This is a genomic window from Streptomyces sp. NPDC034099, assembly GCF_055575415.1.
Map to the genome: position 1 here is coordinate 139,163 of NZ_JBVISR010000009.1, position 23,247 is coordinate 162,409.

Below are 23,247 nucleotides of genomic sequence, written 5' to 3' on the forward strand. Positions count from 1 at the left end.
ACACTCCCCCGCATGCCCACACCCCCTCCGACCGGCCCACTCGTCACCCGCGGCACCATCGCCGGCGGGCTGCGCGAACTGGGCGTGCGGACCGGCGACACCCTCCTGGTGCACTCCTCCCTCAGCGCCCTCGGCTGGGTCTGCGGAGGTCCCGTCGCGGTCGTCCAGGCGCTGCTGGACGTGCTCGGTCCGAGCGGCACCCTGGTGGTCCCGACCCAGACCGGCGACCTCTCGGACCCGGCCCTGTGGACCAGCCCGCCGGTGCCCGAGGAGTGGTGGGAGACCGTCCGGGCGGCGACGCCCGCCTACGACCCGCTGATCTCCCCCTCGCGCGGTGTCGGGGTGGTCCCGGAGACGGTGCGCACCTGGCCGGGCGCCCGGCGCAGCGCCCATCCGCAGACGTCCTTCGCGGCCCTCGGCGCCCGCGCCGACAAGGTGGTCGCGGGCCACGCGCGGGACTGCCGGCTGGGCGAGCGCAGCCCGCTGGCCACGCTGGAACGGCTGGGCGCCCGGGTCCTGCTGCTCGGCGCGGGCTACGACTCGTGCACCGCCTTCCACCTCGCCGAGTACCGGATCCCCGCCCCGCTGGTGGAGGTGGGGCGCCCGGGGCCGGTGGGCTGGGAGCGGGTGACCGAGGTGTCGATCACCTCGGAGCGCTTCGACGAACTGGGCCACGACTTCGAACGGGACCGGTCCGTCGTGCGCGGCAGGGTCGGCGCGGCCGACGTACGCCTGTTCCCGCTGCCGGACGCGGTCGCCTACGCCGAGCGTTGGCTGCCCGTGCACCGCCCCCGCGAGTGAGTCCCGTCCCGGGTTCCAGGAGGTTTTCCACACCCCCGCGCCCGACCGGTCGTCCGCCTACCTAGACTCGTGACCCATGCGAAGTGAGCCCGTGGTCCAGGTCCAGGCCCTGGTGAAGCGGTACGGCACGAAGACCGCGGTGAACGGCCTCGACCTGGTGGCCCGCCCGGGCGTCACCGCCGTGCTCGGCCCCAACGGGGCGGGCAAGACGACCACGGTCGAGACCTGCGAGGGGTACCGGAGGCCGGACTCCGGCACGGTGCGCGTGCTGGGCCTCGACCCGGTGGGACAGGGCTCCGAGCTGCGCCCCCGGATCGGCGTCATGCTCCAGTCCGGCGGCGTCTACTCCGGCGCCCGCGCCGACGAGATGCTGCGCCACGTGGCCAAACTGCACGCGCATCCGCTGGACGTCGACGCGCTGATCGAGCGGCTCGGTCTGGGTTCGTGCGGCCGCACCACGTACCGCAGGCTCTCGGGCGGGCAGCAGCAGCGGCTCGCCCTCGCGATGGCCGTGGTCGGGCGCCCGGAGCTGGTGTTCCTGGACGAGCCGACCGCCGGTCTCGACCCGCAGGCCCGCCGCGCCACCTGGGACCTCGTGCGGGACCTGCGCGCCGACGGGGTCTCGGTGATCCTCACCACGCACCACATGGACGAGGCCGAGCAGCTGGCCGACGACGTGGCCATCGTCGACACCGGCCGGGTCGTCGCCCAGGGCTCCCCGGAGCAGCTGTGCCGCGGCGGCGCCGAGAACACCCTGCGCTTCACGGGCCGCCCGGGACTGGACGTCGCGTCCCTGCTCAAGGCGCTCCCCCCGGACTCCGCGGCCGCCGAGCTGACCCCGGGCTCCTACCGGGTGAGCGGCGAGGTCGACCCGCAGCTGCTCGCGACGGTGACCTCCTGGTGCGCCCAGCACGGGGTGATGCCGGACCGCATCTCGGTGGAGCGGCACACTCTGGAGGACGTCTTTCTTGAGCTGACCGGCAAGGAGCTGCGCGGGTGACCACCACGACAGGGACCACGGGGACGTACGCGCCCAGGCCCGGCGCCGCGCCGCTCGGGCGGATGATCGCGGCGCAGGCCGTGCTCGAGACGAAGATGCTGCTGCGCAACGGCGAGCAGCTGCTGCTGACGGTGATCATCCCGACGCTGCTGCTCGTCCTGTTCAGCTCCGTGGACATCATCGACACCGGAGCCGGGGAGGCGGTCGACTTCCTCGCCCCCGGCATCCTCGCGCTGGCGGTGATGTCGACGGCGTTCACGGGACAGGCCATCGCCACCGGTTTCGAGCGCAGGTACGGGGTGCTGAAGCGGCTGGCGGCGTCGCCCCTGCCGCGCTGGGCCCTGATGACCGCGAAGACGGCCTCGGTCCTGGTCACCGAGGTGCTCCAGATCGTGCTGCTGACGGTGATCGCCTTCGCGCTGGGCTGGTCGCCGCACGGCAACCCGGCGGCCGTGCTGCTGCTCCTGGTCCTCGGCACCGCCGCCTTCTCCGGGCTCGGGCTGCTGATGGCGGGCACGCTCAAGGCCGAGGCCACGCTGGCCGCCGCCAACCTGGTCTTCCTGCTGCTCCTGGTGGGCGGCGGAGTGATCGTGCCGCTGGACAAGTTCCCGGACGCGGCGCAGGACGTGCTGGGGCTGCTGCCGATCTCCGCCCTGTCGGACGGACTGCGGGACGTCCTCCAACACGGGGCCTCGATGCCCTGGGGCGACCTGGGCGTCCTCGCCGTGTGGGCGGTCGTGGGGCTGGCGGCCGCCGGGAAGTTCTTCCGCTGGGAGTAGGGACACATGCCGGAGACCGACCCTCGTGAAAGCGTGCACAAGCGGGCCCCTACGATGGACGGCGTGCCAAACGTGACCCGCGCCGACGTCGCAGCCGCCGTGCGCAATCCGCTCGCCTTCATCGCCGCGCGCTGGACCCCGGCCCCCCGGACGGTCCAGCGGGCGGCCCTCGCGCCTCTCGTGATGTCCGTGGTCATCGTCGTCACCGGCGGCGCCGTCCGGCTCACCGGCTCCGGTCTCGGCTGCCCGACCTGGCCCAAGTGCACCGACGACTCGCTCACCACCACGAGCGAGATGGGCTTCCACGGCGTCATCGAGTTCGGCAACCGCATGCTGACCTATGTGCTGTGCGCCGCGGTCGGCTGGGCGATCATCGCCGCACGCTCGCAGAAGCCGTACCGGCGCAGCCTCACCCTGCTGGGGTGGGCGCAGTTCTGGGTGGTGATGAGCAACGCGGTGCTCGGTGGCATCGTCGTGCTCGTCGGCCTCAACCCGTACACGGTCGCGGCCCACTTCGTGGCCACGACCGCGCTCCTCGCCCTGGCCACGGTGATGTGGCAGCGCACCCGGGAGGGCGACACGGCACCGCGCCCGCTGGTCGGCAAGTCCGTGCAGCAGCTGGTGTGGGTGATGGTCGTCGTCTCCGCGCTGCTGATCCTGGTCGGCACCGTGGTCACCGGCGCGGGCCCGCACGCGGGCGACTCCAGCGACGTGCCGCGGATGCCGGTCGACTGGGAGACCATCAGCAAGGCGCACGCCGTCCTGGCGTGGATCGTGGTGACGCTGACGTTCGCCCTGTGGTTCGTGCTGAAGGCGGTCGACGCGCCCAAGGGTCCGCTGGCCCGCACCCGCGACCTGTTCCTGGTGCTGCTCGCCCAGGGGGTCATCGGGTACGTCCAGTACTTCACCGACCTGCCCGAGGTCCTGGTCGGCCTGCACATGTTCGGTTCGTGCCTGGTGTGGATCGCGGTGCTGCGGGTGCTGCTGGCGCTGCGCGAGCGGCCCGGGGAGACGGTGCCCGGGCTGCCCGCTCAGGAGTACGACGCCACCAGCGTGTCGATGGCCGGCCCCAGGTAGCTCCGGGTCAGCTCGGCGCGGCGGGCGGTCCACTCCGCCGTGGCCGCGGGCCGCGTGCCGTCCCCGTACCGCCGCTCGGCGACGTCTTCGACGACCTCGCCGGGCGCGCCGAGCGCGGGCAGTTCCTCCAGGGCCTCCCTCTTGGTGATCAGGCGGCCCTCGCGCAGCGTGACGGTGGCCCGGGCGAAGGTGATCAGGCCCAGGTCGACCCAGACGTCCTGCCGCCACAGCTCCGGCCTGCGCACGTGCGGCCGCCAGAAGTCCCGCTGGTCGCGGACGACGAACCCGGCCAGTTCCGGGTCCGCCACCGGCGGCAGCAGCTGCTCCGGCGACTCGCCGTGCAGGACGCGGCCGAAGCTGTGGAGTTCACGCCGGGTGACCGGGGTGACCGTTCGTTTGAAGAGCTGCTGGTGGGCCCAGGTCAGATGCCGCTGGTCGGGGTCGGCGACCGTGTCCGGCGACAGGTACGTGCAGTGCAGCAGTCCGGCCAGGGGTTCGGCGCGCAGCCGGGCGTGGAGCAGCCCGAGCCGCCAGGCCGTGCGGGCCGTGGCCGGCCGGGGCAGGACCGCGATCAGGTCCAGGTCGCTGCGGCCCTCCTGGTAGTCCCCCGCGCCCAGCGAACCGTGCGCCCAGACGGCGACGGGTTCGAGGGGCGTGAGGCCGGTGAGGAAGCGGTCGAGCAAGGCGTCGGTCGGCATGCGGCCAGTCTCGACGACACACTCCGACGTGTACACCCGTCACTCCAGCCGGTACACCCGCCCGGCGTTCCCCGAGGCGATCATCCCCGCGACCCGTTGCGCGTCCCCGAGCGACCACGCCCCCTCGGCCACCCAGGTGCCCAGCACCCGGCCGAGGGCCTCGCGGAAGAGCCGGGCGGCGACCACGTGCAGCTCCGGCAGGCCCTGGGCGCCGCTGGAGAACAGGATCTTGCCGAACGGGGCCAGCTCCAGAATCTCCGCGAGGACCGTCGCCGCGCGGGCGCCGGTGCGCACCAGGGCGGCACCGGAGTCGGCGTAGACGTGCGGGAAGACGCCGGCCAGATGGGCGGCGTGGCGGTGGTAGGGGTAGCCGTGCAGCAGGACCAGGTCGGTGCCGAGTCCGGCGGTGGCCCGTACGAAGTCGGTGAGCAGGACCGGGTCGGTGCGGTCGATGCGCAGGCCCGGCTCGCCGAGGCCCGCGTGCAGCTGGAGCGGCAGGCCCGAGGCGACGGCGATCCACAGCAGGTGGCGCAGCAGCACCGGGTCGCTCAGCTCCCCGCCGACCTCGCGCCCGGTCAGCCAGCGGGCGGCGGCCCCGCGCACCTCGCCCGCGCCGGGCGGCTCCGGGGCCAGCGCCAGACCGTGCCGTACCCCCGCGACGGAGGTGAAGGCGACCGCGTTCACGGCGGCGCCGTGCACGGCCTCGGCGAGGTTGGCGAGGAAGGACTCGACGGTGCCGGAGGTGTCGGCGACCTGTTCGGCGAGGAGTTCCAGGCGCACGATCTCGCGGGTGTCCGCGTCCGCGGCGGAGGCCATCTCGGTGGGCCCGGTGAGGTCTCCGGGCAGTCCCGCGTCGACCAGGTAGGTGGTGATGCCGCTGCCGCGCAGCAGCCGGCGGTCGGCCTCCATGACGCCCAGTTCACGGCGCCGGGCCAGGTAGCGGGCGGGCGGGCAGTGCGGTTCCAGGCCGAGCAGGGGCGGGCACCAGCGGCGTACCGCGAAGCCGGTCTGGGTGTCGAAGAGGGTGGTGCCCGGTGCGGGCGGACCCTCGGTGCGGGCCAGCTGGGCCTCGAAGGTGCCGAGGCCCAGCTCCGTTCTCAGGACGCCGTGGCAGTACTGGTCCACCAGGGTCGGCGTTTCGATCATCCGGGCTCCCGTGGGGGACCGTGCGCCGGACGGCTCGGGCGCCGTGCGGCTTCCTACGGTCCTAACGGGTGAACCCGGGCTCAGGTGTTGCTCGGGCCGCCCACCTGGATGCCCGCCATGCGCGACCACTCGTAGCGGCCGGTTTTCACCTTGGCCGCGAACTCGCCGTCGAAGTCCTCGTGGACGGTGATCCCGGACCTCTCCACGGCCTGCTGGGCGCTCTCGTAGGAGCGCGCGACCAGGTCGCCCCAGGCGCCGTCCGCGCCGACGAGCACGATCCGGGCGCCGCGCTCACCGAGGTAGGCCACCTGGCCCTCGGCGCCGCCGTGTGCCTTGGAGAACGCCTCGATCCGGCCGGCCAGGCGGGCCACCCGGCGCTCGGCCCAGCGGTCGGGCTTCGTCTCAACCTGCTGCGTGTCTGCCATGACCAGGATGCTACCGACGGGTAGATCAAACGGCGACGGGCGGGGTGCGTGGCCTTGACCACGCACCCCGCCCGTACACGGGGTCTTCGGCGTCTCAACGCAGGAAGGGGTCCACCGCGATGGCGAGGAACAGCACCGACACATAGGTGATGGACCAGTGGAACAGCCGCATCTCCTTGAGCTTGCCGCCCGTCACCTCGGCCTTGGCGCGGTTCTGGAGCCCGTGTGCCTCCCACAGCCACATGCCGCCGGCCGCCACGGCGACCGCCGTGTAGAACCAGCCGGTGTAGCCGAGCGGCTGCAGCAGCAGCGACACGACGACCATCACCCAGCTGTAGATGACGATCTGCCGGGCGACCACCTTGTTGGAGGCGATCACCGGGAGCATCGGCACGCCGACGCGCGCGTAGTCCTCCTTGACCTTCATGGACAGCGGCCAGTAGTGCGGCGGCGTCCAGAAGAACATCACCCCGAAGAGGATGATCGGCGCCCAGGACATCGAGTTGGTCACGGCCGACCAGCCGATGAGCACCGGCAGGCAGCCGGCGATGCCGCCCCAGACGATGTTCTGCGAGGTGCGGCGCTTGAGGATCATCGTGTAGACGACGACGTAGAAGAGGAGCGCGCCGAGCGAGAGCCAGGCCGACAGCCAGTTGACGGTGAACCCGAACAGCAGCGTGGAGACGACGGCCAGGGCGATGCCGAAGACGAGGCATTCGACCGGGCTGACCATGCCGGTCACCAGCGGGCGCTGCGAGGTCCGGTCCATCAGCGCGTCGATGTCGCGGTCGATGTACATGTTCAGCGCGTTGGCGCCGCCGGCCGACAGGTAACCGCCGACGCAGGTCAGCAGCACCAGCTTCAGATTCGGAACACCCTGTTCGGCGAGGAACATCACCGGAACGGTGGTGATCAGCAGAAGCTCGATGATCCGCGGCTTGGTCAGCGCCACGAACGCCTTGACACGGGCCCCGAACGGCCGGTGACTCGGGCTCTGGCTCGTCCCGATATCCCCCATTGCCTTAAGGGCATGGGAGGTACCCCCACCCGCAGGACGGGATTCAACGGCCGTCACGCACACCCCTGACAGAGACATCCCAGCGAGCCTCCCCCGTGTGAAGTGGCGGTAAAGGCTCGCGCGTACCACGCCACTTTAGACGTTGCCCATACCTCGGCCTTCGCGGGGGTGGGCTCGTGTTGGCGCGGGTGCTCCGACGTGCGTTCGGAGAGTCGATTGAGCGGTCAGATGAGCGGCTCCGTATTCACTTGCCGAATGCGGTTTCGCCCAGTCGACAGGCGGATCGACAAGAGTCCCGGCAGTCTGGTTTCCAGCGGAAAAACGCACGTACTTACGGGGGTAGGCTCGGCAATGGCCGGCCGACTCACGGACGCGCCGGCAGCCCGTGCACTCGTGCACCGGCAACCGACATGTGGAGAGGAGCCCTGACTCAGGGTGAGCACCAAGCCGACCACCACAGACCTCGAGTGGACCGAACTGGACCAGCGGGCCGTGGACACCGCCCGCGTCCTGGCCGCCGATGCCGTACAGAAGGTTGGCAACGGCCATCCGGGTACGGCGATGAGCCTGGCGCCCGCCGCCTACACCCTCTTCCAGAAGGTGATGCGGCACGACCCCGCCGACGCGAACTGGGTCGGGCGCGACCGTTTCGTGCTGTCCGCGGGCCACTCGTCCCTGACCCTCTACACCCAGCTGTACCTGGCCGGCTTCGGCCTGGAGCTGGCGGACCTCGAGTCCTTCCGCACCTGGGGCTCCAAGACCCCCGGTCACCCGGAGTACGGCCACACCACGGGCGTGGAGACCACGACCGGTCCGCTGGGCCAGGGCGTGGCCAACGCGGTGGGCATGGCGATGGCCGCCCGCTACGAGCGCGGCCTGTTCGACCCGGAGGCCCCCGAGGGCACCTCCCCGTTCGACCACTTCGTCTACTGCATCGCCGGTGACGGCTGCCTCCAGGAGGGCATCTCCTCCGAGGCGTCCTCGCTCGCCGGACACCAGAAGCTCGGCAACCTGGTGCTTTTGTGGGACGACAACCACATCTCCATCGAGGGTGACACCGAGACCGCCGTCTCCGAGGACACCTGCAAGCGGTACGAGGCGTACGGCTGGCACGTCCAGCGCGTCGCCCCGAAGCCGGACGGCGACCTGGACCCGAACGCGATCTACGACGCGATCGAGGCGGCGAAGCGGGTCACCGACCGGCCGTCCTTCATCGCCATGCGCTCGATCATCGCCTGGCCCGCCCCGAACGCGCAGAACACCGAGGCCGCGCACGGCTCGGCGCTCGGCGACGACGAGGTCGCGGCGACCAAGCGGGTCCTGGGCTTCGACCCGGAGAAGTCCTTCGAGGTCTCCGACGAGGTCATCGAGCACACCCGCAAGGCCCTGGAGAAGGGGCAGGCGGCCCGCGCGGTGTGGGAGAAGTCCTTCCAGCAGTGGCGGGACAACAACCCGGAGCGCGCCGCCGAGTACGACCGCGTCGCCAAGGGCGAGCTGCCCACGGGCTGGGAGGAGAAGATCCCGGTCTTCGAGGCGGGCAAGGGCCTCGCGACCCGTGCCGCGTCCGGCAAGGTGCTCCAGGCGCTCGGCGCGGTGATCCCGGAGCTGTGGGGCGGCTCGGCCGACCTGGCCGGCTCGAACAACACGACGATCGACAAGACGTCGTCCTTCCTCCCCGCGGGCAACCCGCTGCCGGAGGCGGACCCGTACGGCCGCACCATCCACTTCGGCATCCGCGAGCACGCGATGGCCGCGGAGATGAACGGCATCGCGCTGCACGGGAACACCCGCATCTACGGCGGAACGTTCCTGGTCTTCTCGGACTACATGCGCAACGCGGTGCGGCTGTCGGCGCTGATGCACCTGCCGGTGACGTACGTGTGGACGCACGACTCCATCGGTCTGGGCGAGGACGGCCCGACCCACCAGCCGGTCGAGCACCTGGCCTCGCTGCGCGCCATCCCGGGCCTGAACGTGGTCCGTCCGGCCGACGCCAACGAGACGGCGATCGCCTGGCGGGAGATCCTGCGCCGCTGGACGAAGGAGTTCGGCAAGGGCCAGCCGCACGGTCTGGCGCTGACCCGCCAGGGCGTGCCGACGTACGAGCCCAACGAGGACGCGGCCAAGGGCGGCTACGTACTGTTCGAGGCCGAAGGCGGCGACGCGCAGGTGGTCCTGATCGCGACCGGCTCCGAGGTGCACGTGGCGGTGGAGGCCCGTGAGGCGCTCCAGGCCGACGGTGTGCCGACCCGTGTGGTGTCCATGCCGTCCGTGGAGTGGTTCGAGCAGCAGGACCAGGGGTACCGGGACAGCGTCCTGCCCCCGTCGGTGAAGGCCAGGGTCGCGGTCGAGGCCGGGATCGGCCTGACCTGGCACAAGTACGTGGGGGACGCCGGCCGGATCGTCTCCCTGGAGCACTTCGGTGCTTCGGCGGACGCCAAGGTGCTCTTCAAGGAGTTCGGTTTCACCGCCGAGAACGTGGCCTCCGCCGCCCGGGAATCGATCGCCGCAGCCCAGCGCTGACGCTGACACACGACAGTAGGAGATGCATTTTCCATGACAGACGCACTCAAGCGCCTCTCCGACGAAGGCGTCGCGATCTGGCTGGACGACCTGTCCCGCAAGCGGATCACGTCCGGCAACCTCGCCGAGCTGATCGACCAGCAGCACGTCGTGGGCGTCACCACCAACCCGTCGATCTTCCAGAAGGCGATCTCGCAGGGCGACGGCTACGACACGCAGCTCACCGACCTCGCCGCCCGCGAGGTGACGGTGGAAGAGGCGATCCGCATGATCACCACGGCGGACGTCCGCGACGCCGCCGACATCCTCCGCCCGGTGTTCGACAACACCGGCGGCAAGGACGGCCGGGTCTCCATCGAGGTCGACCCGCGTCTCGCCCACAACACCCGGGCGACGGTCGCCGAGGCCAAGCAGCTCGCGTGGCTGGTGGACCGGCCCAACACGCTGATCAAGATCCCGGCCACCGAGGCGGGCATCCCGGCGATCGCCGAGACCATCGGCCTGGGCATCAGCGTCAACGTCACGCTGATCTTCTCGCTGGAGCGGTACCGCAAGGTCATGGACGCCTTCCTGACCGGCCTGGAGAAGGCCAAGGAGCGCGGCCTGGACCTCTCGCAGATCCACTCGGTGGCGTCCTTCTTCGTCTCCCGCGTGGACACCGAGATCGACAAGCGGATCGACGCGCTCGGCACCGACGAGGCCAAGGCCCTGCGCGGCAAGGCCGCCGTCGCCAACGCCCGCCTCGCCTACCAGGCGTACGAGGAGGTCTTCGGCACCGACCGCTGGGCCGCCCTGGAGAAGGCCGGCGCCAACAAGCAGCGTCCGCTGTGGGCGTCGACCGGCGTGAAGGACAAGGCGTACAGCGACACCATGTACGTCACCGACCTGGTGGCGCCCAACACGGTGAACACCATGCCGGAGGCGACCCTGTTCGCCGCCGAGGACCACGGCGAGATCACCGGCGACACCGTCTCCGGGACGTACGAGCAGGCCCGCGCGGACCTCGACGCGGTCGAGAAGCTCGGGATCTCCTACGACGAGGTGGTCCAGCTGCTGGAGAAGGAAGGCGTCGACAAGTTCGAGGACGCCTGGAACGACCTGCTGAAGTCCACGGAGGCGGAGCTCAAGCGCCTCGCTCCCTCGAAGGGCTAGAAATTGTCGAGCAGCAATCCGCTGCGTGACCCCGCAGACCGACGGCTCCCGCGTATCGCGGGGCCGTCGGGTCTGGTCATTTTCGGCGTCACCGGCGATCTGTCCCGCAAGAAGCTCATGCCCGCCGTGTACGACCTCGCCAACCGGGGCCTGCTGCCGCCGGGCTTCTCGCTCGTCGGGTTCGCCCGCCGCGACTGGGAGCACGAGGACTTCGCCCAGGTCGTGCACGACGCCGTCAAGGAACACTCCCGCACGCCGTTCCGCGAGGAGGTCTGGCAGCAGCTCATCCAGGGGATGCGCTTCGTCCAGGGCACCTTCGACGACGACGACGCCTTCGAGCGGCTGCGCGGCACCATCGAGGAGCTGGACAAGGCACAGGGCACGGGCGGCAACTTCGCCTTCTACCTGTCGGTGCCGCCGAAGTCGTTCCCGGTGGTCATCCAGCAGCTGAAGAAGCACGGTCTCGCCGACCAGACGGGCGGCTCCTGGCGGCGCGCGGTGATCGAGAAGCCGTTCGGCCACGATCTCAAGTCGGCCGAGGAACTGAACGCGATCGTCCACGAGGTCTTCGGCTCCGACCAGGTCTTCCGCATCGACCACTACCTGGGCAAGGAGACCGTCCAGAACATCCTGGCGCTGCGCTTCGCCAACACGATGTTCGAGCCGATCTGGAACCGGTCCTATGTCGACCACATCCAGATCACCATGGCCGAGGACATCGGCATCGGCGGCCGGGCCGGGTACTACGACGGCATCGGCGCGGCGCGCGACGTCATCCAGAACCACCTGCTCCAGCTGCTCGCGCTGACCGCCATGGAGGAGCCCGCCTCCTTCGACGCGGACGCGCTGGCGGCGGAGAAGACCAAGGTGCTCGGCGCGGTCCGCCTTCCCAAGGACCTGGGCCGGGACACCGTGCGCGGCCAGTACGCGGCCGGGTGGCAGGGCGGCGCCAAGGCCGTCGGCTACCTGGAGGAGGAGGGCATCGACCCCAAGTCGAAGACCGACACCTACGCCGCGATCAAGGTCGGCATCGACAACCGCCGCTGGGCGGGCGTCCCCTTCTACCTGCGCACCGGCAAGCGGCTCGGCCGCCGGGTCACGGAGATCGCGGTCGTCTTCCAGCGGGCCCCGCACTCCCCCTTCGACACGACGGCCACCGAGGAACTCGGCTCGAACGCGATCGTCATCCGCGTGCAGCCCGACGAGGGCGTCACCGTGCGCTTCGGTTCCAAGGTGCCGGGCACGTCGATGGAGATCCGGGACGTGTCGATGGACTTCGCGTACGGCGAGTCCTTCACGGAGTCGAGCCCGGAGGCGTACGAGCGCCTGATCCTCGACGTGCTGCTCGGCGACGCCAACCTCTTCCCGCGCACGGAGGAGGTCGAGCTGTCCTGGAAGATCCTCGACCCGATCGAGGAGTACTGGGACGCGCACGGCACCCCTGCCCAGTACCCGGCCGGCACCTGGGGGCCCGTGGAGGCGGACGACATGCTGGAACGAGACGGACGGAGCTGGCGCCGGCCATGAAGACCGACCTCACGGACACCACGGCCAGCAAGATCAACAAGGCGCTGGTGCTCGGCCGCCGGGCCATCGGCACCCCGGCCGTGGGCATGGTGCTCACCCTGGTCATCGTCACCGACGAGGAGAACGCCTACGACGCGCTGAAGGCCGCGAGCGACGCCGCGCACGAGCACCCCTCGCGCACGCTCCTGGTCATCAAGCGGGTCTCGCGCTCGCCCCGGGACCGCACCCAGTCCCGGCTGGACGCCGAGGTGCGCCTCGGTGCCGACGCGGGCACCGGCGAGACGATCGTGCTGCGGCTGTACGGCGACGTCGTCGACCACGCCCAGTCGGTGGTCCTGCCGCTGCTGCTGCCGGACGCACCGGTCGTGGTCTGGTGGCCGGCGAACGCGCCGCTGGACCCGGCGAAGGACCCGCTGGGCGCCCTCGCCCAGCGCCGCGTCACCGACACCTACGCCTGCGAGGAGCCGATACGGGAGCTGGTGGCCCGTGCCGACGCCTACGCGCCGGGCGACACGGACCTGTCGTGGACCCGCATCACGCCGTGGCGCTCGATGCTGGCGGCGGCCCTCGACCAGGTCGACTGCGAGGTGCAGTCGGTCGAGGTGGAGGGCGAGGAGTTCAACCCGAGCTGTGAACTGCTCGCGATGTGGCTCGCCGACCGGCTGGACGTGCCGGTGCGGCGCACGGTGTCGAGCGGACCGGGTCTCACCGCGGTCCGCATGGACACCGACTGCGGTCCGGTGGTCCTGGACCGGGCCGACGGCTCGCTGGCGAACCTCTCCATCCAGGGCCAGCCGGCCCGCGCGGTCGCGCTCAAGCGCCGTGAGACGGCCGAGCTGATCGCGGAGGAGCTGCGGCGCCTGGACCCGGACGACACGTACGCCTCGGCGCTGCGCTACGGGGTGGACCGGCTGAACACACCGGCCAAAGGGGACGAAGGGGCCGCGGGCGACGGAAAAGGCGCCAGCGCGGTCGCCGCTCCCGTCGGGACGGTCGCGAAGGCTCCAGCGAAGGACGCGGCACAGGAGAAGGCACCGGTGAGGAAGGCGGCGGCGAAATGAGCGACACCCCGCAGCTGGTCGTGCACCGCGACAAGGAGCTGATGGCCGAGGCCGCGGCGGCCCGCCTGATCACGAAGATCGTGGACGCGCAGGCCTCCCGGGGCAGCGCGTCCGTGGTCCTCACCGGCGGCCGCAACGGCAACGGTCTGCTCGCGGCACTGGCCGGCTCCCCGGCCCGGGACGCGATCGACTGGGGCCGGCTCGACCTGTGGTGGGGCGACGAGCGCTTCCTGCCGGAGGGCGACCCGGAGCGCAACGTCACCCAGGCGCGCGAGGCGCTGCTCGACGCGGTGCCGCTGGACCCGAAGCGGGTGCACGCGATGGCGCCGTCCGACGGCCCCTACGGCTCGGACGTGGAGGCGGCAGCGGCGGCCTACGCCCAGGAGCTGGCCACGGCCTCCGTCCCCGAGAACCACGCGGCCGTCCCGTCCTTCGACGTCCTGCTCCTCGGTGTCGGCCCGGACACCCACGTGGCGTCGCTCTTCCCGGAGCACCCGGGAGTCCGGGAGACGGAGCGCACGGTGATCGGCGTCCACGGCTCCCCCAAGCCGCCGCCCATCCGCATCTCCCTGACCCTGCCCGCGATCCGCGCCGCCCGCGAGGTGTGGCTGCTCGCGGCGGGCGAGGACAAGGCGAACGCGGTGGCGATGGCCCTGTCGGGCGCGGGCGAGATCCAGGCCCCGGCAGCGGGCGCCCGGGGCCGCGCCCGCACCCTGTGGCTGCTGGACTCGTCGGCGGCGTCCCAACTTCCGAGGTCGCTGTATCCACCGGCGTCGGCCTGACCAGCCCGTCCGGCGTTTGAGGACGAGGCCGTTCAGGCCGAAGCGGGGGTCTGGGGGCGGCAGCCCCCAGGGACGGGAACGGGAAGGGGCGGCGGGGGCGACAACCTCCCGCCGCCCCTTCGGCATGTTCACACCCGCCCGCGCAACTCCCGGTAGGCGGCGACCAGCGCGGTCGTGGACGGGTCGAGGCCGGGCACGTCGGCGCCCTCGGTGAGGGCGGGTTCGACGCGCTTGGCGAGCACCTTGCCGAGTTCGACGCCCCACTGGTCGAAGGAGTCGATGTTCCAGATCGCGCCCTGCACGAACACCTTGTGCTCGTACAGCGCGACGAGCTGCCCCAGCACCGACGGCGTCAGCTCACGGGCCAGGATCGTCGTCGTCGGGTGGTCGCCGCGGAAGGTCTTGTGCGGGACCAGTTCCTCGGGCACTCCCTCGGCGCGTACCTCGTCCGGGGTCTTGCCGAAGGCGAGCGCCTGGGTCTGCGCGAAGAAGTTGGCCATGAGCAGGTCGTGCTGGGCCTTCAGCCCGTCGCTCAGCTCCCCCACCGGCCGCGCGAAGCCGATGAAGTCCGCCGGGATCAGCTTCGTGCCCTGGTGGATCAACTGGTAGTACGCGTGCTGCCCGTTGGTGCCCGGCGTGCCCCAGACCACCGGCCCGGTCTGCCACTCCACCGGGTTGCCGTCGCGGTCGACGGACTTGCCGTTGGACTCCATGTCCAGCTGCTGGAGGTACGCGGTGAACTTCGACAGATAGTGGCTGTACGGCAGGACCGCGTGCGACTGCGCGCCCAGGAAGTCGCCGTACCAGACGCCCAACAGGCCCATCAGCAAAGGCACGTTGGACTCGGCGGGGGCGGTGCGGAAGTGCTCGTCGACGAGGTGGAAGCCGTCGAGCATCTCCCGGAAGCGGTCCGGGCCGATGGCGATCATCAGGGAGAGCCCGATCGCCGAGTCGAAGGAGTACCGGCCGCCGACCCAGTCCCAGAACTCGAACATGTTGGCCGTGTCGATGCCGAACCCGGCGACCTTCCCGGCGTTGGTCGACAGCGCCACGAAGTGCTTGGCGACCGCCTTCTCGTCGCCGTCGAACGCGTCCAGCAGCCAGGACCGCGCCGAGGTGGCGTTGGTGATCGTCTCGATGGTCGTGAAGGTCTTGGAGGCGATGACGAACAGCGTCTCGGCCGGGTCCAGGTCCCGGACCGCCTCGTGCAGGTCGGCGCCGTCCACGTTGGACACGAAGCGGAGGGTGAGCGAGCGGTCGGTGAAGGCCCGCAGCGCCTCGTAGGCCATCGCGGGACCGAGGTCGGAGCCGCCGATGCCGATGTTGACGACGTTCCGGATGCGCTTGCCGGTGTGACCGGTCCACTCGCCGCCCCGGACCCGGTCGGCGAAGCCGGCCATCCTGTCGAGCACGGCGTGCACCTTGGGGACGACGTTCTCGCCGTCGACCTCGATCACCGCGTCCCGCGGGGCCCGCAGCGCGGTGTGCAGCACCGCCCGGTCCTCGGTGATGTTGATGCGCTCACCGCGGAACATCGCGTCCCGCAGCCCGAACACGCCGGTGGCGGCGGCCAGCTCACGCAGCAGCCGCAGGGTCTCGTCGGTGGCGAGGTGCTTGGAGTGGTCGACGTACAGGTCTCCCACGCGGAGCGTCCAGCCGGTGCCGCGCCCCGGGTCCGCGTCGAACAACTCGCGCAGCCGCACCTCGCCGAGCTGCTCGCGGTGCCTGGCCAGCGCGGCCCATTCGGGCGTCTGGTGGAGCCTGGTACGGCCGTCTGCGTTCATGTCGGACGTCAGCCTTCTTCCTTGGGGTGTCCCAGCTGTCCCGGCTGTACAGCTGTTCCAACCTAGATGATCAGGAATGAGGGCGTCCGACGGAGACGGAACTAGATCTCGCCGCGCAGTTTCGCGAGTGCCTCGGCGAGGATCGCCTCGCCGTCCGCGTCGCTGCGGCGCTCGCGCACGTACGCGAGGTGGGTCTTGTAGGGCTCGGTGCGCGGCGGGTCCGGCGGGTTGTCCCGGTCCTGTCCGGCGGGGAAGCCGCAGCGCGGGCAGTCCCAGGTCTCCGGGACCTGGGCGTCGCTCGCGAAGCTCGGCTGTGTCTCGTGTCCGTTGGAGCACCAGAAGGAGATGCGCAGACGCGGCGCGGACTCGCCGCGCTCGGCCTCGCCCATCGGCCCCGCCCCGACCCGGCTTCCCCGGATCGCGTTGCCACTTGCCACGGTCGTAACTCCCTGCGTGATGGTGCCGCGAAGCGAGTCGGCGTTTCGCTTCACTGCGAGCGCCTCAGTCTACGTAAGGCCCAACGCGCGTCCAGTGATTGGAGTTACAAGCTCCAGTGCGCAGACGCAAGCCCCATGATAGGCGGCGCGGTGAGGCGCGTACCGGACATGGGGCTTTACGTGCACAAGTGTGTGACGGGTCGGTGCGACCGGTCAGTTGTTGGCTTTCATCATCAGGCCGAGCACCATGATGCAGGCGAACCAGCACAGACCGACCACCACGGTGATCCGGTCGAGGTTGCGCTCGGCGACCGAGGAGCCGCCGACGGACGACTGCATGCCGCCACCGAACATGTCGGAGAGGCCGCCGCCCTTCCCCTTGTGCATCAGCACCAGCAGCATCAGCAGCAGGCTGAAGACGATCAGGGCGATCGAGAACCCCAAAACCACGGCTGGACCAACTTCCTCGGATTCGGATGAACGACGGGGGCAGGGTGACAGCAGGCCACCATGCCCCCGCAAGGGTACGACGTATCGCCGCTAGCGCATACTCACTGGTCGATCTGCCTCTCGACCAGTCGCCGGCTACTGGTCGCGGAAGCGGACGATCTTGACGAACTCGTCCGAGTCCAGCGAGGCGCCGCCGACCAGGGCGCCGTCGATGTCGGGCTTCGCCATGATCTCGGCGACGTTGCCGGACTTGACGGAGCCGCCGTACTGGATGCGGACCTTGTCGGCCAGCTCCTGGGAGTACAGCTCGGCGAGCTTGCCGCGGATCGCCGCGCAGACCTCCTGGGCGTCGTCGGCGCCGCAGACCTTGCCGGTGCCGATGGCCCACACGGGCTCGTAGGCGATCACGACGGTCTCGGCCTGCTCGGCCGGGAGGTCCTTGAGACCGCCCTCGACCTGGGCGAGGGTGTGCTCGACGTGGTTGCCCACCTCGCGGACGTCCAGCTCCTCGCCGACGCACAGGATCGGGGTCAGGCCGTGCTTGTAGGCGGCCTTGACCTTGGCGTTCACGATCTCGTCGGTCTCGGCGTGGTACTGCCGGCGCTCGGAGTGGCCGACGGCCACGTACGCGCACTTCAGCTTGGCCAGCATGGGGCCCGAGATCTCGCCGGTGTAGGCGCCGCCGTCGTGCGCGGAGATGTCCTGGGCACCGTACTTGATCTTGAGCTTGTCCCCGTCGACCAGGGTCTGCACGGAGCGCAGGTCGGTGAAGGGGGCGAGGACGGCGACCTCGACGGCGTCGTAGTCCTTGTCCGCGAGGGCGAAGGCGAGCTTCTGGACGTGGGCGATGGCCTCGAGGTGGTTGAGGTTCATCTTCCAGTTGCCCGCCATCAGCGGCGTGCGGGTGGTCATCGGGGTCAGTCCTCCAGTGCGGCGAGGCCGGGGAGCGTCTTGCCCTCGAGGTATTCGAGGGAGGCGCCGCCGCCGGTCGAGATGTGGCCGAATGCGTTCTCGTCGAAGCCGAGCGTGCGCACGGCCGCGGCGGAGTCGCCGCCGCCGACCACGGTGAAGCCCGGGGCGTCGATGAGGGCCTGGGCAACCGCTTTGGTGCCCTCGGCGTAGTCGGGGTGCTCGAAGACGCCCATGGGCCCGTTCCAGAAGACGGTGGCGGCGTCGGCGAGCTTCGATGCGTACAGCTTGCGGGTCTCGGGACCGATGTCCAGACCCTCCTGGTCGGCCGGGATGGCGTCCGCGGCGACGGTGGTGGGGTTGGCCGGCGCCTTCGCCTTGAGGTCGGGGAACTCGCGCGCGACCAGCACGTCGACGGGCAGGACCAGCTCGACGCCGTTCTTCTCGGCGCGCTCGATGTACTCCTTGACCGCCGGGACCTGGTCCTCCTGGAGCAGGGAGATGCCGACCTCGTACCCCTTGGCCTTGAGGAAGGTGTACGCCATGCCGCCGCCGATGAGCAGCCGGTCGGCCTTGCCGAGCAGCTGGTCGATGACGGCGAGCTTGTCGGAGACCTTGGCGCCGCCGAGGGCGACGACGTAGGGGCGCCGCACGTCGTCGGTGAGCTTCTTGAGCACGCCGACCTCGGTGGCGATGAGGTACCCGGCGTAGTGCGGGAGCCGCTTCGGCAGGTCGAAGACGGACGCGTGCCCCCGGTGCACCGCGCCGAAGCCGTCGCCGACGTAGACGTCCGCGAGGCCGGCCAGCTTGTCGGCGAAGGCGGCGCGCTCGGCGTCGTCCTTGCTGGTCTCGCCCGCGTTGAAGCGCAGGTTCTCGATGACGGCCACCTGGCCGTCGGCGAGGCCGGAGACGACGGCCTCGGCGGAGCTGCCGACCGTGTCCTCGGCGAAGGCGACGTCGGCGCCGAGCAGTTCACCGAGGCGGGCGGCGGCCGGGGCGAGGGAGAAGGCGGGGTCCGGGGCGCCCTTGGGGCGGCCCAGGTGCGAGGCCACGATCACGCGGGCGCCGGCGTCGGCCAGGGCCTTGACGGTGGGCACCACGGCGCGGATGCGGCCGTCGTCGGTGATGGCGGTGCCGTCCAGCGGGACGTTCAGGTCGGCGCGGACGAAGACGCGCTTGCCCGCGACGCCTTCGGAGAGCAGTTCGTCGATCGTCTTCAAGAGGGCTCCTGGGTTCTCGGATCGCTCGTGATCCTACGAGGACTGGTGGCGGCGGACGCGACGCAGGGCCCGGGCAGCGCGACCTTGCGCTGTCCGAGCCCTGCTACCGCATCGAGGTGCCTTGCTGAAGTCGATCAGAGCTGGTTGCCGACGAAGACCGTGAGGTCGACGAGGCGGTTCGAGTAGCCCCACTCGTTGTCGTACCAGCCGAGGATCTTCACCGACTTGCCGTCCTGGACCATGGTCAGGGACGAGTCGAAGGTGCAGGAGGCCGGGTCGCCGACGATGTCCGAGGAGACGATCGCGTCCTCGGTGTAGAACAGGATGCCCTTGAGGTCGCCGTCGTCGGCGGCCTTCTTGAACGCGGCGTTGACCTCGTCCTTGGTGACCTCGCGCTGGAGCTCCACGACCAGGTCGGTGGCCGATCCGGTCGGGACCGGGACGCGCATCGCGATGCCGTCGAGCTTGCCCTTGAGCTGCGGCAGAACCAGCGCGGTGGCCTTGGCGGCACCCGTGGTGGTCGGGATGATGTTCTCCGCGGCGGCACGGGCGCGGCGCAGGTCCTTGTGCGGGAAGTCCAGGATGCGCTGGTCGTTCGTGTACGCGTGGACCGTCGTCATCAGGCCCTTGACGATGCCGAAGTTCTCGTCGAGGACCTTGGCCATCGGCGCCACGCAGTTGGTGGTGCAGGAGGCGTTGGAGATGACGTGGTGGTTCGCCGGGTCGTACTTGTCCTGGTTGACGCCCATCACGATGGTGATGTCCTCGTCCTTGGCCGGAGCCGAGATGAGGACCTTCTTCGCGCCACCGGCGATGTGCTTCTCCGCGTCCGCCTTCTTCGTGAAGATGCCGGTCGACTCGATCACGATGTCGACGCCCAGCTCGCCCCACGGGATGTCGGCCGGGTTGCGCTCGGACAGGACCTTGATGGTCCTGCCGTCGACGGTGATGGTGTCCTCGGTGTGCGAGACCTCCGCCTTGAGGCGGCCGAGGATGGTGTCGTACTTCAGCAGGTGGGCGGTGGTCGCGGTGTCACCCAGGTCGTTGACAGCCACGATCTCGATGTCCGCACCCTGCTCCAGCAGCGCGCGGAAGTAGTTACGACCGATGCGGCCAAAGCCGTTGATGCCTACGCGGATCGTCACGAACCGATCTCCTCGTTGGTACGCCGGCCCGATGTGCCGGCGAGCTGTATTTGGGATGTCCCCGACCACCTCCGACCCTACCTCCCTACGGCGTCGGGGGTGACATCGAGACGGCCCATACCCGGCAGGGCGGTCCGTACCCGCCGGTAGGGGTACGGACCGCCCTGGGCGACGGGGACCGATCACCCGATGTGGCTACACCGGGTCAGTCCCCCGTACACCGGAATTCACTCGTCCAGGGCATGCAGCGCCTGCCGGACCAGTGCCGCGCGGGCGGCGGGTCCGGCGAGGTGCTCCAGGCCGAAGCCCAGCAGCACGGTGTCGTCCGTGGTGACCGCGCCGTAGGTCTGGAACAGCGTCCCGGTGCGGGTCCAGTCCTTCAGGACGGCGGGGCTGCCCTCGGGCGGTCCGGAGACCCGCCAGGCGCCCAGTGAGGTCTCGAAGCCCTCGGTCTGCGTCGCCGTGCCCCCGACGACCAGGGAGGCCTCGTCGGCGAGGACGCCGCGGCCGCCGCTGCCGGGGTCGGTGACGTAGGCGATCGACAGCTCGACGGACTTCCCGGCGTAGGCGCTCAGGTCGAACTCGACCTGCTTCCAGCCGCCGGAGGAGCCGGTGAGGCTGTTCCACTGCCCGGTGGTGCCGGTGGCGGCGCAGCCCTCGTCGGACTGGGTCAGGTAGTGCCCGAGCCAGGGGTGCTCGCCCATGTAGAACCCGGCCCCGCACTCCGCGGGCACGGCCGTGCCGGTGGCGCCGTTCGCCTCGGGGAGCGTGGTCCAGTCGTCGGCGCCGGTGGTGTGCGCCTCGACCAGGGCGTGGTCGTAGCCGCGTTCGGTGTCCCACAGCAGCTGGGTGCGGAGCGTGGGACGGTCGGCGGCGGTGACACCGGTGAGGTCGACGGTGCGGGTCAGGCGCTTGTAGGAGTCGTCGGTGTGAACGGCGGCGGCCATCCACTCCCCCGCGTAGGGCCCGTACGGGTTGACCGTCCCGGCGAACTTCCCGGCGCCCTCGCTCGCGAACTGCGGGTAGGTGTCGGGGTCCAGCTCGTCGGAGGTCACGCTGTAGGTCCCGGCGGCGTCCAGCGGGTTGCCGGGGGCGTCGCCGAGGGTGCCGCCCGCCTTGTCGAGCCTGCCGGAGCCGGTGAAGCCGGTGGCGCCGGAGGTGGAGGTGCGGGTGTAGGCGCCCAGGTAGTACTGGCTGAAGTCGTCGGACAGGGTGCCGCCGCCGAGGTCGACCTCGCCGCCGGCCTGCTCGCCGGCCTCGATCAGCTTGCCGCCCTCGTTGAGGAAGGCGCGCAGCTGGAGCTGGGTGGCGTTGCCGGGCACCGCGGCGCCCGTGTAGTGGACGACGGTGCCGAAGTGGCCGAGGACGCCGAGCGCGTCGGGAGCGCCCTGCGTGGCGACGTCCCAGACGGCGGCGTGCCGGCCGTTGGCCTTGAGCGCCTCGACGTACGCCTGCGCCCGGGTGGCCTTCGCGCCCTCCTCGGCGACGACGAGGACGTCGGCGCGGGACCGCTCGGCGACCGTGTACGTGAAGTGCTCGCTCTCGGTGCGCTTGCCGTGCTTCCCGTGCCGGTCGTGGCTTCCCCGCGGCGTCTCGCCGCTGAACCAGACCTCGACGCGGTCGCCGGGGCCGGCGCCCCTGACCACGGCGCGGTACTCGTCGAAGTAGAGGTTGTCCTCACCGCCGTACGTCTCGCCGCCCCGCCAGGGCCGCAGCGCCGCGTCGTGCGTGCGTCCGCCGTTGACGCGGTACCTCAGCTCCTTGTCGCGCACGGACTTGCGGACGACGACGGAGACCTCCTGGTCGGCGCCGCGCGCGTAGGAGGTGGTGAAGGGGGCCGGGGTGAAGTCGGCGGCGTCCAGGCCGACCGAGGAGGACGGCCGGTCGGGGTGGGCGGCGGTCTCGGCGACGGAGAGCGCGAACGGGACGTTCTTGGCGAACTCCTGCTGGATCAGCTTCTCGTCGTCGGGGAAGTTGAAGCCCGACTGGCAGTCGCGCGCGTTCCACTGGTCGTCGGGGTCCACGTCGGAGGCCGTCTGACAGGTCGACATCTCCGGGGTGAACATCGCCATGCCGTTGACGTTGGCCGCGTGCCCGTCGGCCTCGCCGTTGGTGGTGTACAGCTCCGAGGAGACCTGCGGGTGGTAGCCGGGGATCGCGGAGTTGCCGGGGGTCCCGGCCAGCGCCTTGTAGAGGACGTCGTCCGGGGTGTTGGTGGCCACCTGCCAGCCGACGCCGTAGAGGAGGAGTTCGGCGGCGGAGTGGTAGTTGATGCCGTACGTGAAGCCGATCCGCTTCTGGAAGGCGTCGAGTGCCTTGGTCTCGGGCTCGGAGCCGGGGCTCGCGCCGCGGTAGGTCTCGCTGGTGGGGTTGGGGGACGAGCCCTCGTCGTCGTAGCCCCACTTGTAGGCGAAGTTGCGGTTGAGGTCGACGCCGTCGCCGGTGCTGATGGCGCCGTCGCCGTTGACGTCGCGCAGGTTCTTGCGCCAGAGGCGGTTGTCGGTGCTCTCGAAGGTGTAATCGTAACCGTCGGGGTTGGCCGACAGGACGAACCACAGCTCGGTGGAGTCGACGATCTGCCTGATCCGCCGGTCCTTCTCGTAGTTGTCCAGGTAGTGGTGCATCAGCCGCCGGGTCATCTCCGGGGTGATCCACTCGCGCGCGTGCTGGTTGGACATGTAGAGGACGGACGGCTTGGAGCCGTCCTTGGACTTCTTCGCGTGCTTGGTGAGCTTGAGCGCCAGGATGCCCTGGCCGTTCACGGTCCTGCCGATGGAGACGACCTTGGTCAGACCCGGGTTCTCCTGGGCGGTCCGCAGGATCTCCTCGCGCAGTCCGCCGCTGCCGCTGTAGGGGCGGAAGACGCCGTCGGCGGCGCTCTCGACCCGCTTCTCGGCCTGGGTGGACAGGGCGTGCTCGGTGAGGTCGACGCCCTGCTTCTCCAGCGTGCCGGCCTGTTTCCGGGTGAGGTACAGCTCGACGGCGGCCGTACCCCGGGCGGGTACCCGCTCGCCGAGTTCGTGGCCGTCCTGGCCGGCGGCCAGCAGCAGGGGTACCTGCTCCCGGGTGACGTCGGCGCGGAAGACCTTCACTTCGTTCGCGTCCGGGGTCCCCGGGTCCGCGGGTTGTGCCTGGGCGATGGGCGCGAAACTCGCTCCGCCGATCAGGAGTGCGCCGACGGCGAGGATCGATCTCGCTCTTCGTCTCATGAAACCCCCTGGATGGGGCCTGTGCGACAGGCCTGGGTCCGCCACAGCGGCGAACAGATGCCAGGCTCATGACAGCTCATGATCGAGTCAAGGGTGCGGCAAGG

General features: G+C 70.7%; 20 protein-coding genes. 9 read left to right on the plus strand and 11 right to left on the minus strand.

The window, feature by feature from the left end; genetic code table 11:
- Positions 1-12 precede the first annotated feature (12 nt).
- The 4 genes from ACZ56V_RS25235 to ACZ56V_RS25250 all read left to right on the plus strand — a co-directional run bounded on the left by ACZ56V_RS25235 (position 13) and on the right by ACZ56V_RS25250 (position 3,657).
- On the plus strand, positions 13-801 hold the full coding sequence (locus tag ACZ56V_RS25235) for an AAC(3) family N-acetyltransferase (RefSeq protein ID WP_468945396.1): 789 nt from the start codon (positions 13-15) through the stop codon (positions 799-801).
- A gap of 76 nt (positions 802-877) precedes the next feature.
- Positions 878-1,801 carry an ABC transporter ATP-binding protein gene (locus ACZ56V_RS25240; protein ID WP_398912554.1) on the plus strand — a complete coding sequence of 308 codons (924 nt, stop codon included), beginning with the start codon at positions 878-880 and terminating at the stop codon, positions 1,799-1,801.
- Between the two features lie 62 nt (positions 1,802-1,863).
- Positions 1,864-2,580 (plus strand): ABC transporter permease, encoded by a 717-nt coding sequence (locus ACZ56V_RS25245; RefSeq protein ID WP_247701293.1) that lies wholly within the window; start codon positions 1,864-1,866, stop codon positions 2,578-2,580.
- A 54-nt stretch (positions 2,581-2,634) separates the two neighbouring features.
- The gene (locus tag ACZ56V_RS25250; RefSeq protein WP_398912555.1) at positions 2,635-3,657 is read left to right on the plus strand and encodes a heme A synthase; all 1,023 of its coding nucleotides are present in this window, start codon (positions 2,635-2,637) and stop codon (positions 3,655-3,657) included.
- On the opposite strand, the gene ACZ56V_RS25255 is transcribed toward ACZ56V_RS25250, so the two are convergent.
- From ACZ56V_RS25255 to ACZ56V_RS25270, 4 genes are all read right to left on the minus strand, one after another.
- Positions 3,612-4,355, minus strand: coding sequence for a nucleotidyltransferase (locus ACZ56V_RS25255; RefSeq protein WP_468945400.1), 744 nt, complete (start codon positions 4,353-4,355; stop codon positions 3,612-3,614). The genes ACZ56V_RS25250 and ACZ56V_RS25255 overlap by 46 nt on opposite strands.
- A gap of 39 nt (positions 4,356-4,394) precedes the next feature.
- Positions 4,395-5,501: an amidohydrolase family protein gene (locus tag ACZ56V_RS25260; protein ID WP_356367117.1), complete on the minus strand. Its 1,107-nt coding sequence runs from the start codon at positions 5,499-5,501 to the stop codon at positions 4,395-4,397.
- Positions 5,502-5,581: 80 nt separating this feature from the next.
- Positions 5,582-5,926 carry a hypothetical protein gene (locus ACZ56V_RS25265; RefSeq protein ID WP_468945403.1) on the minus strand — a complete coding sequence of 115 codons (345 nt, stop codon included), beginning with the start codon at positions 5,924-5,926 and terminating at the stop codon, positions 5,582-5,584.
- Positions 5,927-6,020: 94 nt separating this feature from the next.
- Positions 6,021-7,007: a heme o synthase gene (locus ACZ56V_RS25270; RefSeq protein WP_467383962.1), complete on the minus strand. Its 987-nt coding sequence runs from the start codon at positions 7,005-7,007 to the stop codon at positions 6,021-6,023.
- A gap of 372 nt (positions 7,008-7,379) precedes the next feature.
- On the opposite strand from ACZ56V_RS25270, the gene tkt reads away from it, so the two are divergent.
- The 5 genes from tkt to pgl are packed head-to-tail and all read left to right on the plus strand — an operon-like array spanning position 7,380 to position 13,989.
- On the plus strand, positions 7,380-9,467 hold the full coding sequence (tkt, locus tag ACZ56V_RS25275) for a transketolase (protein WP_398912559.1): 2,088 nt from the start codon (positions 7,380-7,382) through the stop codon (positions 9,465-9,467).
- Positions 9,468-9,500: 33 nt separating this feature from the next.
- Entirely contained in the window at positions 9,501-10,619 is a 1,119-nt protein-coding gene (tal, locus tag ACZ56V_RS25280; RefSeq protein WP_398912561.1) for a transaldolase, read from the plus strand.
- Between the two features lie 3 nt (positions 10,620-10,622).
- Complete coding sequence (gene zwf, locus ACZ56V_RS25285; RefSeq protein ID WP_398912563.1) at positions 10,623-12,146, plus strand: glucose-6-phosphate dehydrogenase; 1,524 nt, start codon at positions 10,623-10,625, stop codon at positions 12,144-12,146.
- Complete coding sequence (gene opcA, locus ACZ56V_RS25290; protein ID WP_468945408.1) at positions 12,143-13,207, plus strand: glucose-6-phosphate dehydrogenase assembly protein OpcA; 1,065 nt, start codon at positions 12,143-12,145, stop codon at positions 13,205-13,207. The genes zwf and opcA overlap by 4 nt, the downstream gene beginning before the upstream one ends.
- Positions 13,204-13,989: a 6-phosphogluconolactonase gene (gene pgl / locus ACZ56V_RS25295; RefSeq protein WP_398912566.1), complete on the plus strand. Its 786-nt coding sequence runs from the start codon at positions 13,204-13,206 to the stop codon at positions 13,987-13,989. Before opcA ends, pgl begins: the two co-directional genes overlap by 4 nt.
- Positions 13,990-14,117: 128 nt before the next feature.
- Here pgl and pgi read toward each other — a convergent pair whose 3' ends face one another.
- The 7 genes from pgi to ACZ56V_RS25330 all read right to left on the minus strand — a co-directional run bounded on the left by pgi (position 14,118) and on the right by ACZ56V_RS25330 (position 23,143).
- On the minus strand, positions 14,118-15,773 hold the full coding sequence (gene pgi, locus ACZ56V_RS25300) for a glucose-6-phosphate isomerase (protein WP_468945412.1): 1,656 nt from the start codon (positions 15,771-15,773) through the stop codon (positions 14,118-14,120).
- Positions 15,774-15,874: 101 nt separating this feature from the next.
- The gene (locus tag ACZ56V_RS25305) at positions 15,875-16,210 is read right to left on the minus strand and encodes an RNA polymerase-binding protein RbpA (protein WP_003976875.1); all 336 of its coding nucleotides are present in this window, start codon (positions 16,208-16,210) and stop codon (positions 15,875-15,877) included.
- A 213-nt stretch (positions 16,211-16,423) separates the two neighbouring features.
- Positions 16,424-16,660, minus strand: coding sequence for a preprotein translocase subunit SecG (gene secG, locus ACZ56V_RS25310; RefSeq protein WP_104634933.1), 237 nt, complete (start codon positions 16,658-16,660; stop codon positions 16,424-16,426).
- A gap of 135 nt (positions 16,661-16,795) precedes the next feature.
- On the minus strand, positions 16,796-17,572 hold the full coding sequence (gene tpiA, locus ACZ56V_RS25315) for a triose-phosphate isomerase (RefSeq protein ID WP_398912570.1): 777 nt from the start codon (positions 17,570-17,572) through the stop codon (positions 16,796-16,798).
- 5 nt (positions 17,573-17,577) lie between these two features.
- A complete protein-coding gene (locus tag ACZ56V_RS25320) occupies positions 17,578-18,789 on the minus strand; it encodes a phosphoglycerate kinase (protein ID WP_468945417.1) in 1,212 nt (403 codons plus the stop codon).
- Between the two features lie 134 nt (positions 18,790-18,923).
- Positions 18,924-19,934, minus strand: a complete 1,011-nt coding sequence (gene gap, locus ACZ56V_RS25325) for a type I glyceraldehyde-3-phosphate dehydrogenase (protein WP_356371954.1) — start codon at positions 19,932-19,934, stop codon at positions 18,924-18,926.
- A 227-nt stretch (positions 19,935-20,161) separates the two neighbouring features.
- Positions 20,162-23,143 (minus strand): M14 family metallopeptidase, encoded by a 2,982-nt coding sequence (locus ACZ56V_RS25330; protein ID WP_468945421.1) that lies wholly within the window; start codon positions 23,141-23,143, stop codon positions 20,162-20,164.
- Between the last annotated feature and the right edge of the window lie 104 nt (positions 23,144-23,247).

What these genes read in the sequence shown, in the direction of transcription:
- ACZ56V_RS25330 (WP_468945421.1), bottom strand. Translation starts at nt 23,143, where the DNA reads ATGAGACGAAGAGCGAGATCGATCCTCGCCGTCGGCGCACTCCTGATC.
- pgi (WP_468945412.1), bottom strand. Translation starts at nt 15,773, where the DNA reads ATGAACGCAGACGGCCGTACCAGGCTCCACCAGACGCCCGAATGGGCC.
- tpiA (WP_398912570.1), bottom strand. Translation starts at nt 17,572, where the DNA reads ATGACCACCCGCACGCCGCTGATGGCGGGCAACTGGAAGATGAACCTC.
- ACZ56V_RS25260 (WP_356367117.1), bottom strand. Translation starts at nt 5,501, where the DNA reads ATGATCGAAACGCCGACCCTGGTGGACCAGTACTGCCACGGCGTCCTG.
- tal (WP_398912561.1), top strand. Translation starts at nt 9,501, where the DNA reads ATGACAGACGCACTCAAGCGCCTCTCCGACGAAGGCGTCGCGATCTGG.
- ACZ56V_RS25265 (WP_468945403.1), bottom strand. Translation starts at nt 5,926, where the DNA reads ATGGCAGACACGCAGCAGGTTGAGACGAAGCCCGACCGCTGGGCCGAG.
- ACZ56V_RS25250 (WP_398912555.1), top strand. Translation starts at nt 2,635, where the DNA reads ATGGACGGCGTGCCAAACGTGACCCGCGCCGACGTCGCAGCCGCCGTG.
- opcA (WP_468945408.1), top strand. Translation starts at nt 12,143, where the DNA reads ATGAAGACCGACCTCACGGACACCACGGCCAGCAAGATCAACAAGGCG.
- ACZ56V_RS25245 (WP_247701293.1), top strand. Translation starts at nt 1,864, where the DNA reads ATGATCGCGGCGCAGGCCGTGCTCGAGACGAAGATGCTGCTGCGCAAC.
- ACZ56V_RS25240 (WP_398912554.1), top strand. Translation starts at nt 878, where the DNA reads ATGCGAAGTGAGCCCGTGGTCCAGGTCCAGGCCCTGGTGAAGCGGTAC.
- ACZ56V_RS25235 (WP_468945396.1), top strand. Translation starts at nt 13, where the DNA reads ATGCCCACACCCCCTCCGACCGGCCCACTCGTCACCCGCGGCACCATC.
- pgl (WP_398912566.1), top strand. Translation starts at nt 13,204, where the DNA reads ATGAGCGACACCCCGCAGCTGGTCGTGCACCGCGACAAGGAGCTGATG.
- ACZ56V_RS25255 (WP_468945400.1), bottom strand. Translation starts at nt 4,355, where the DNA reads ATGCCGACCGACGCCTTGCTCGACCGCTTCCTCACCGGCCTCACGCCC.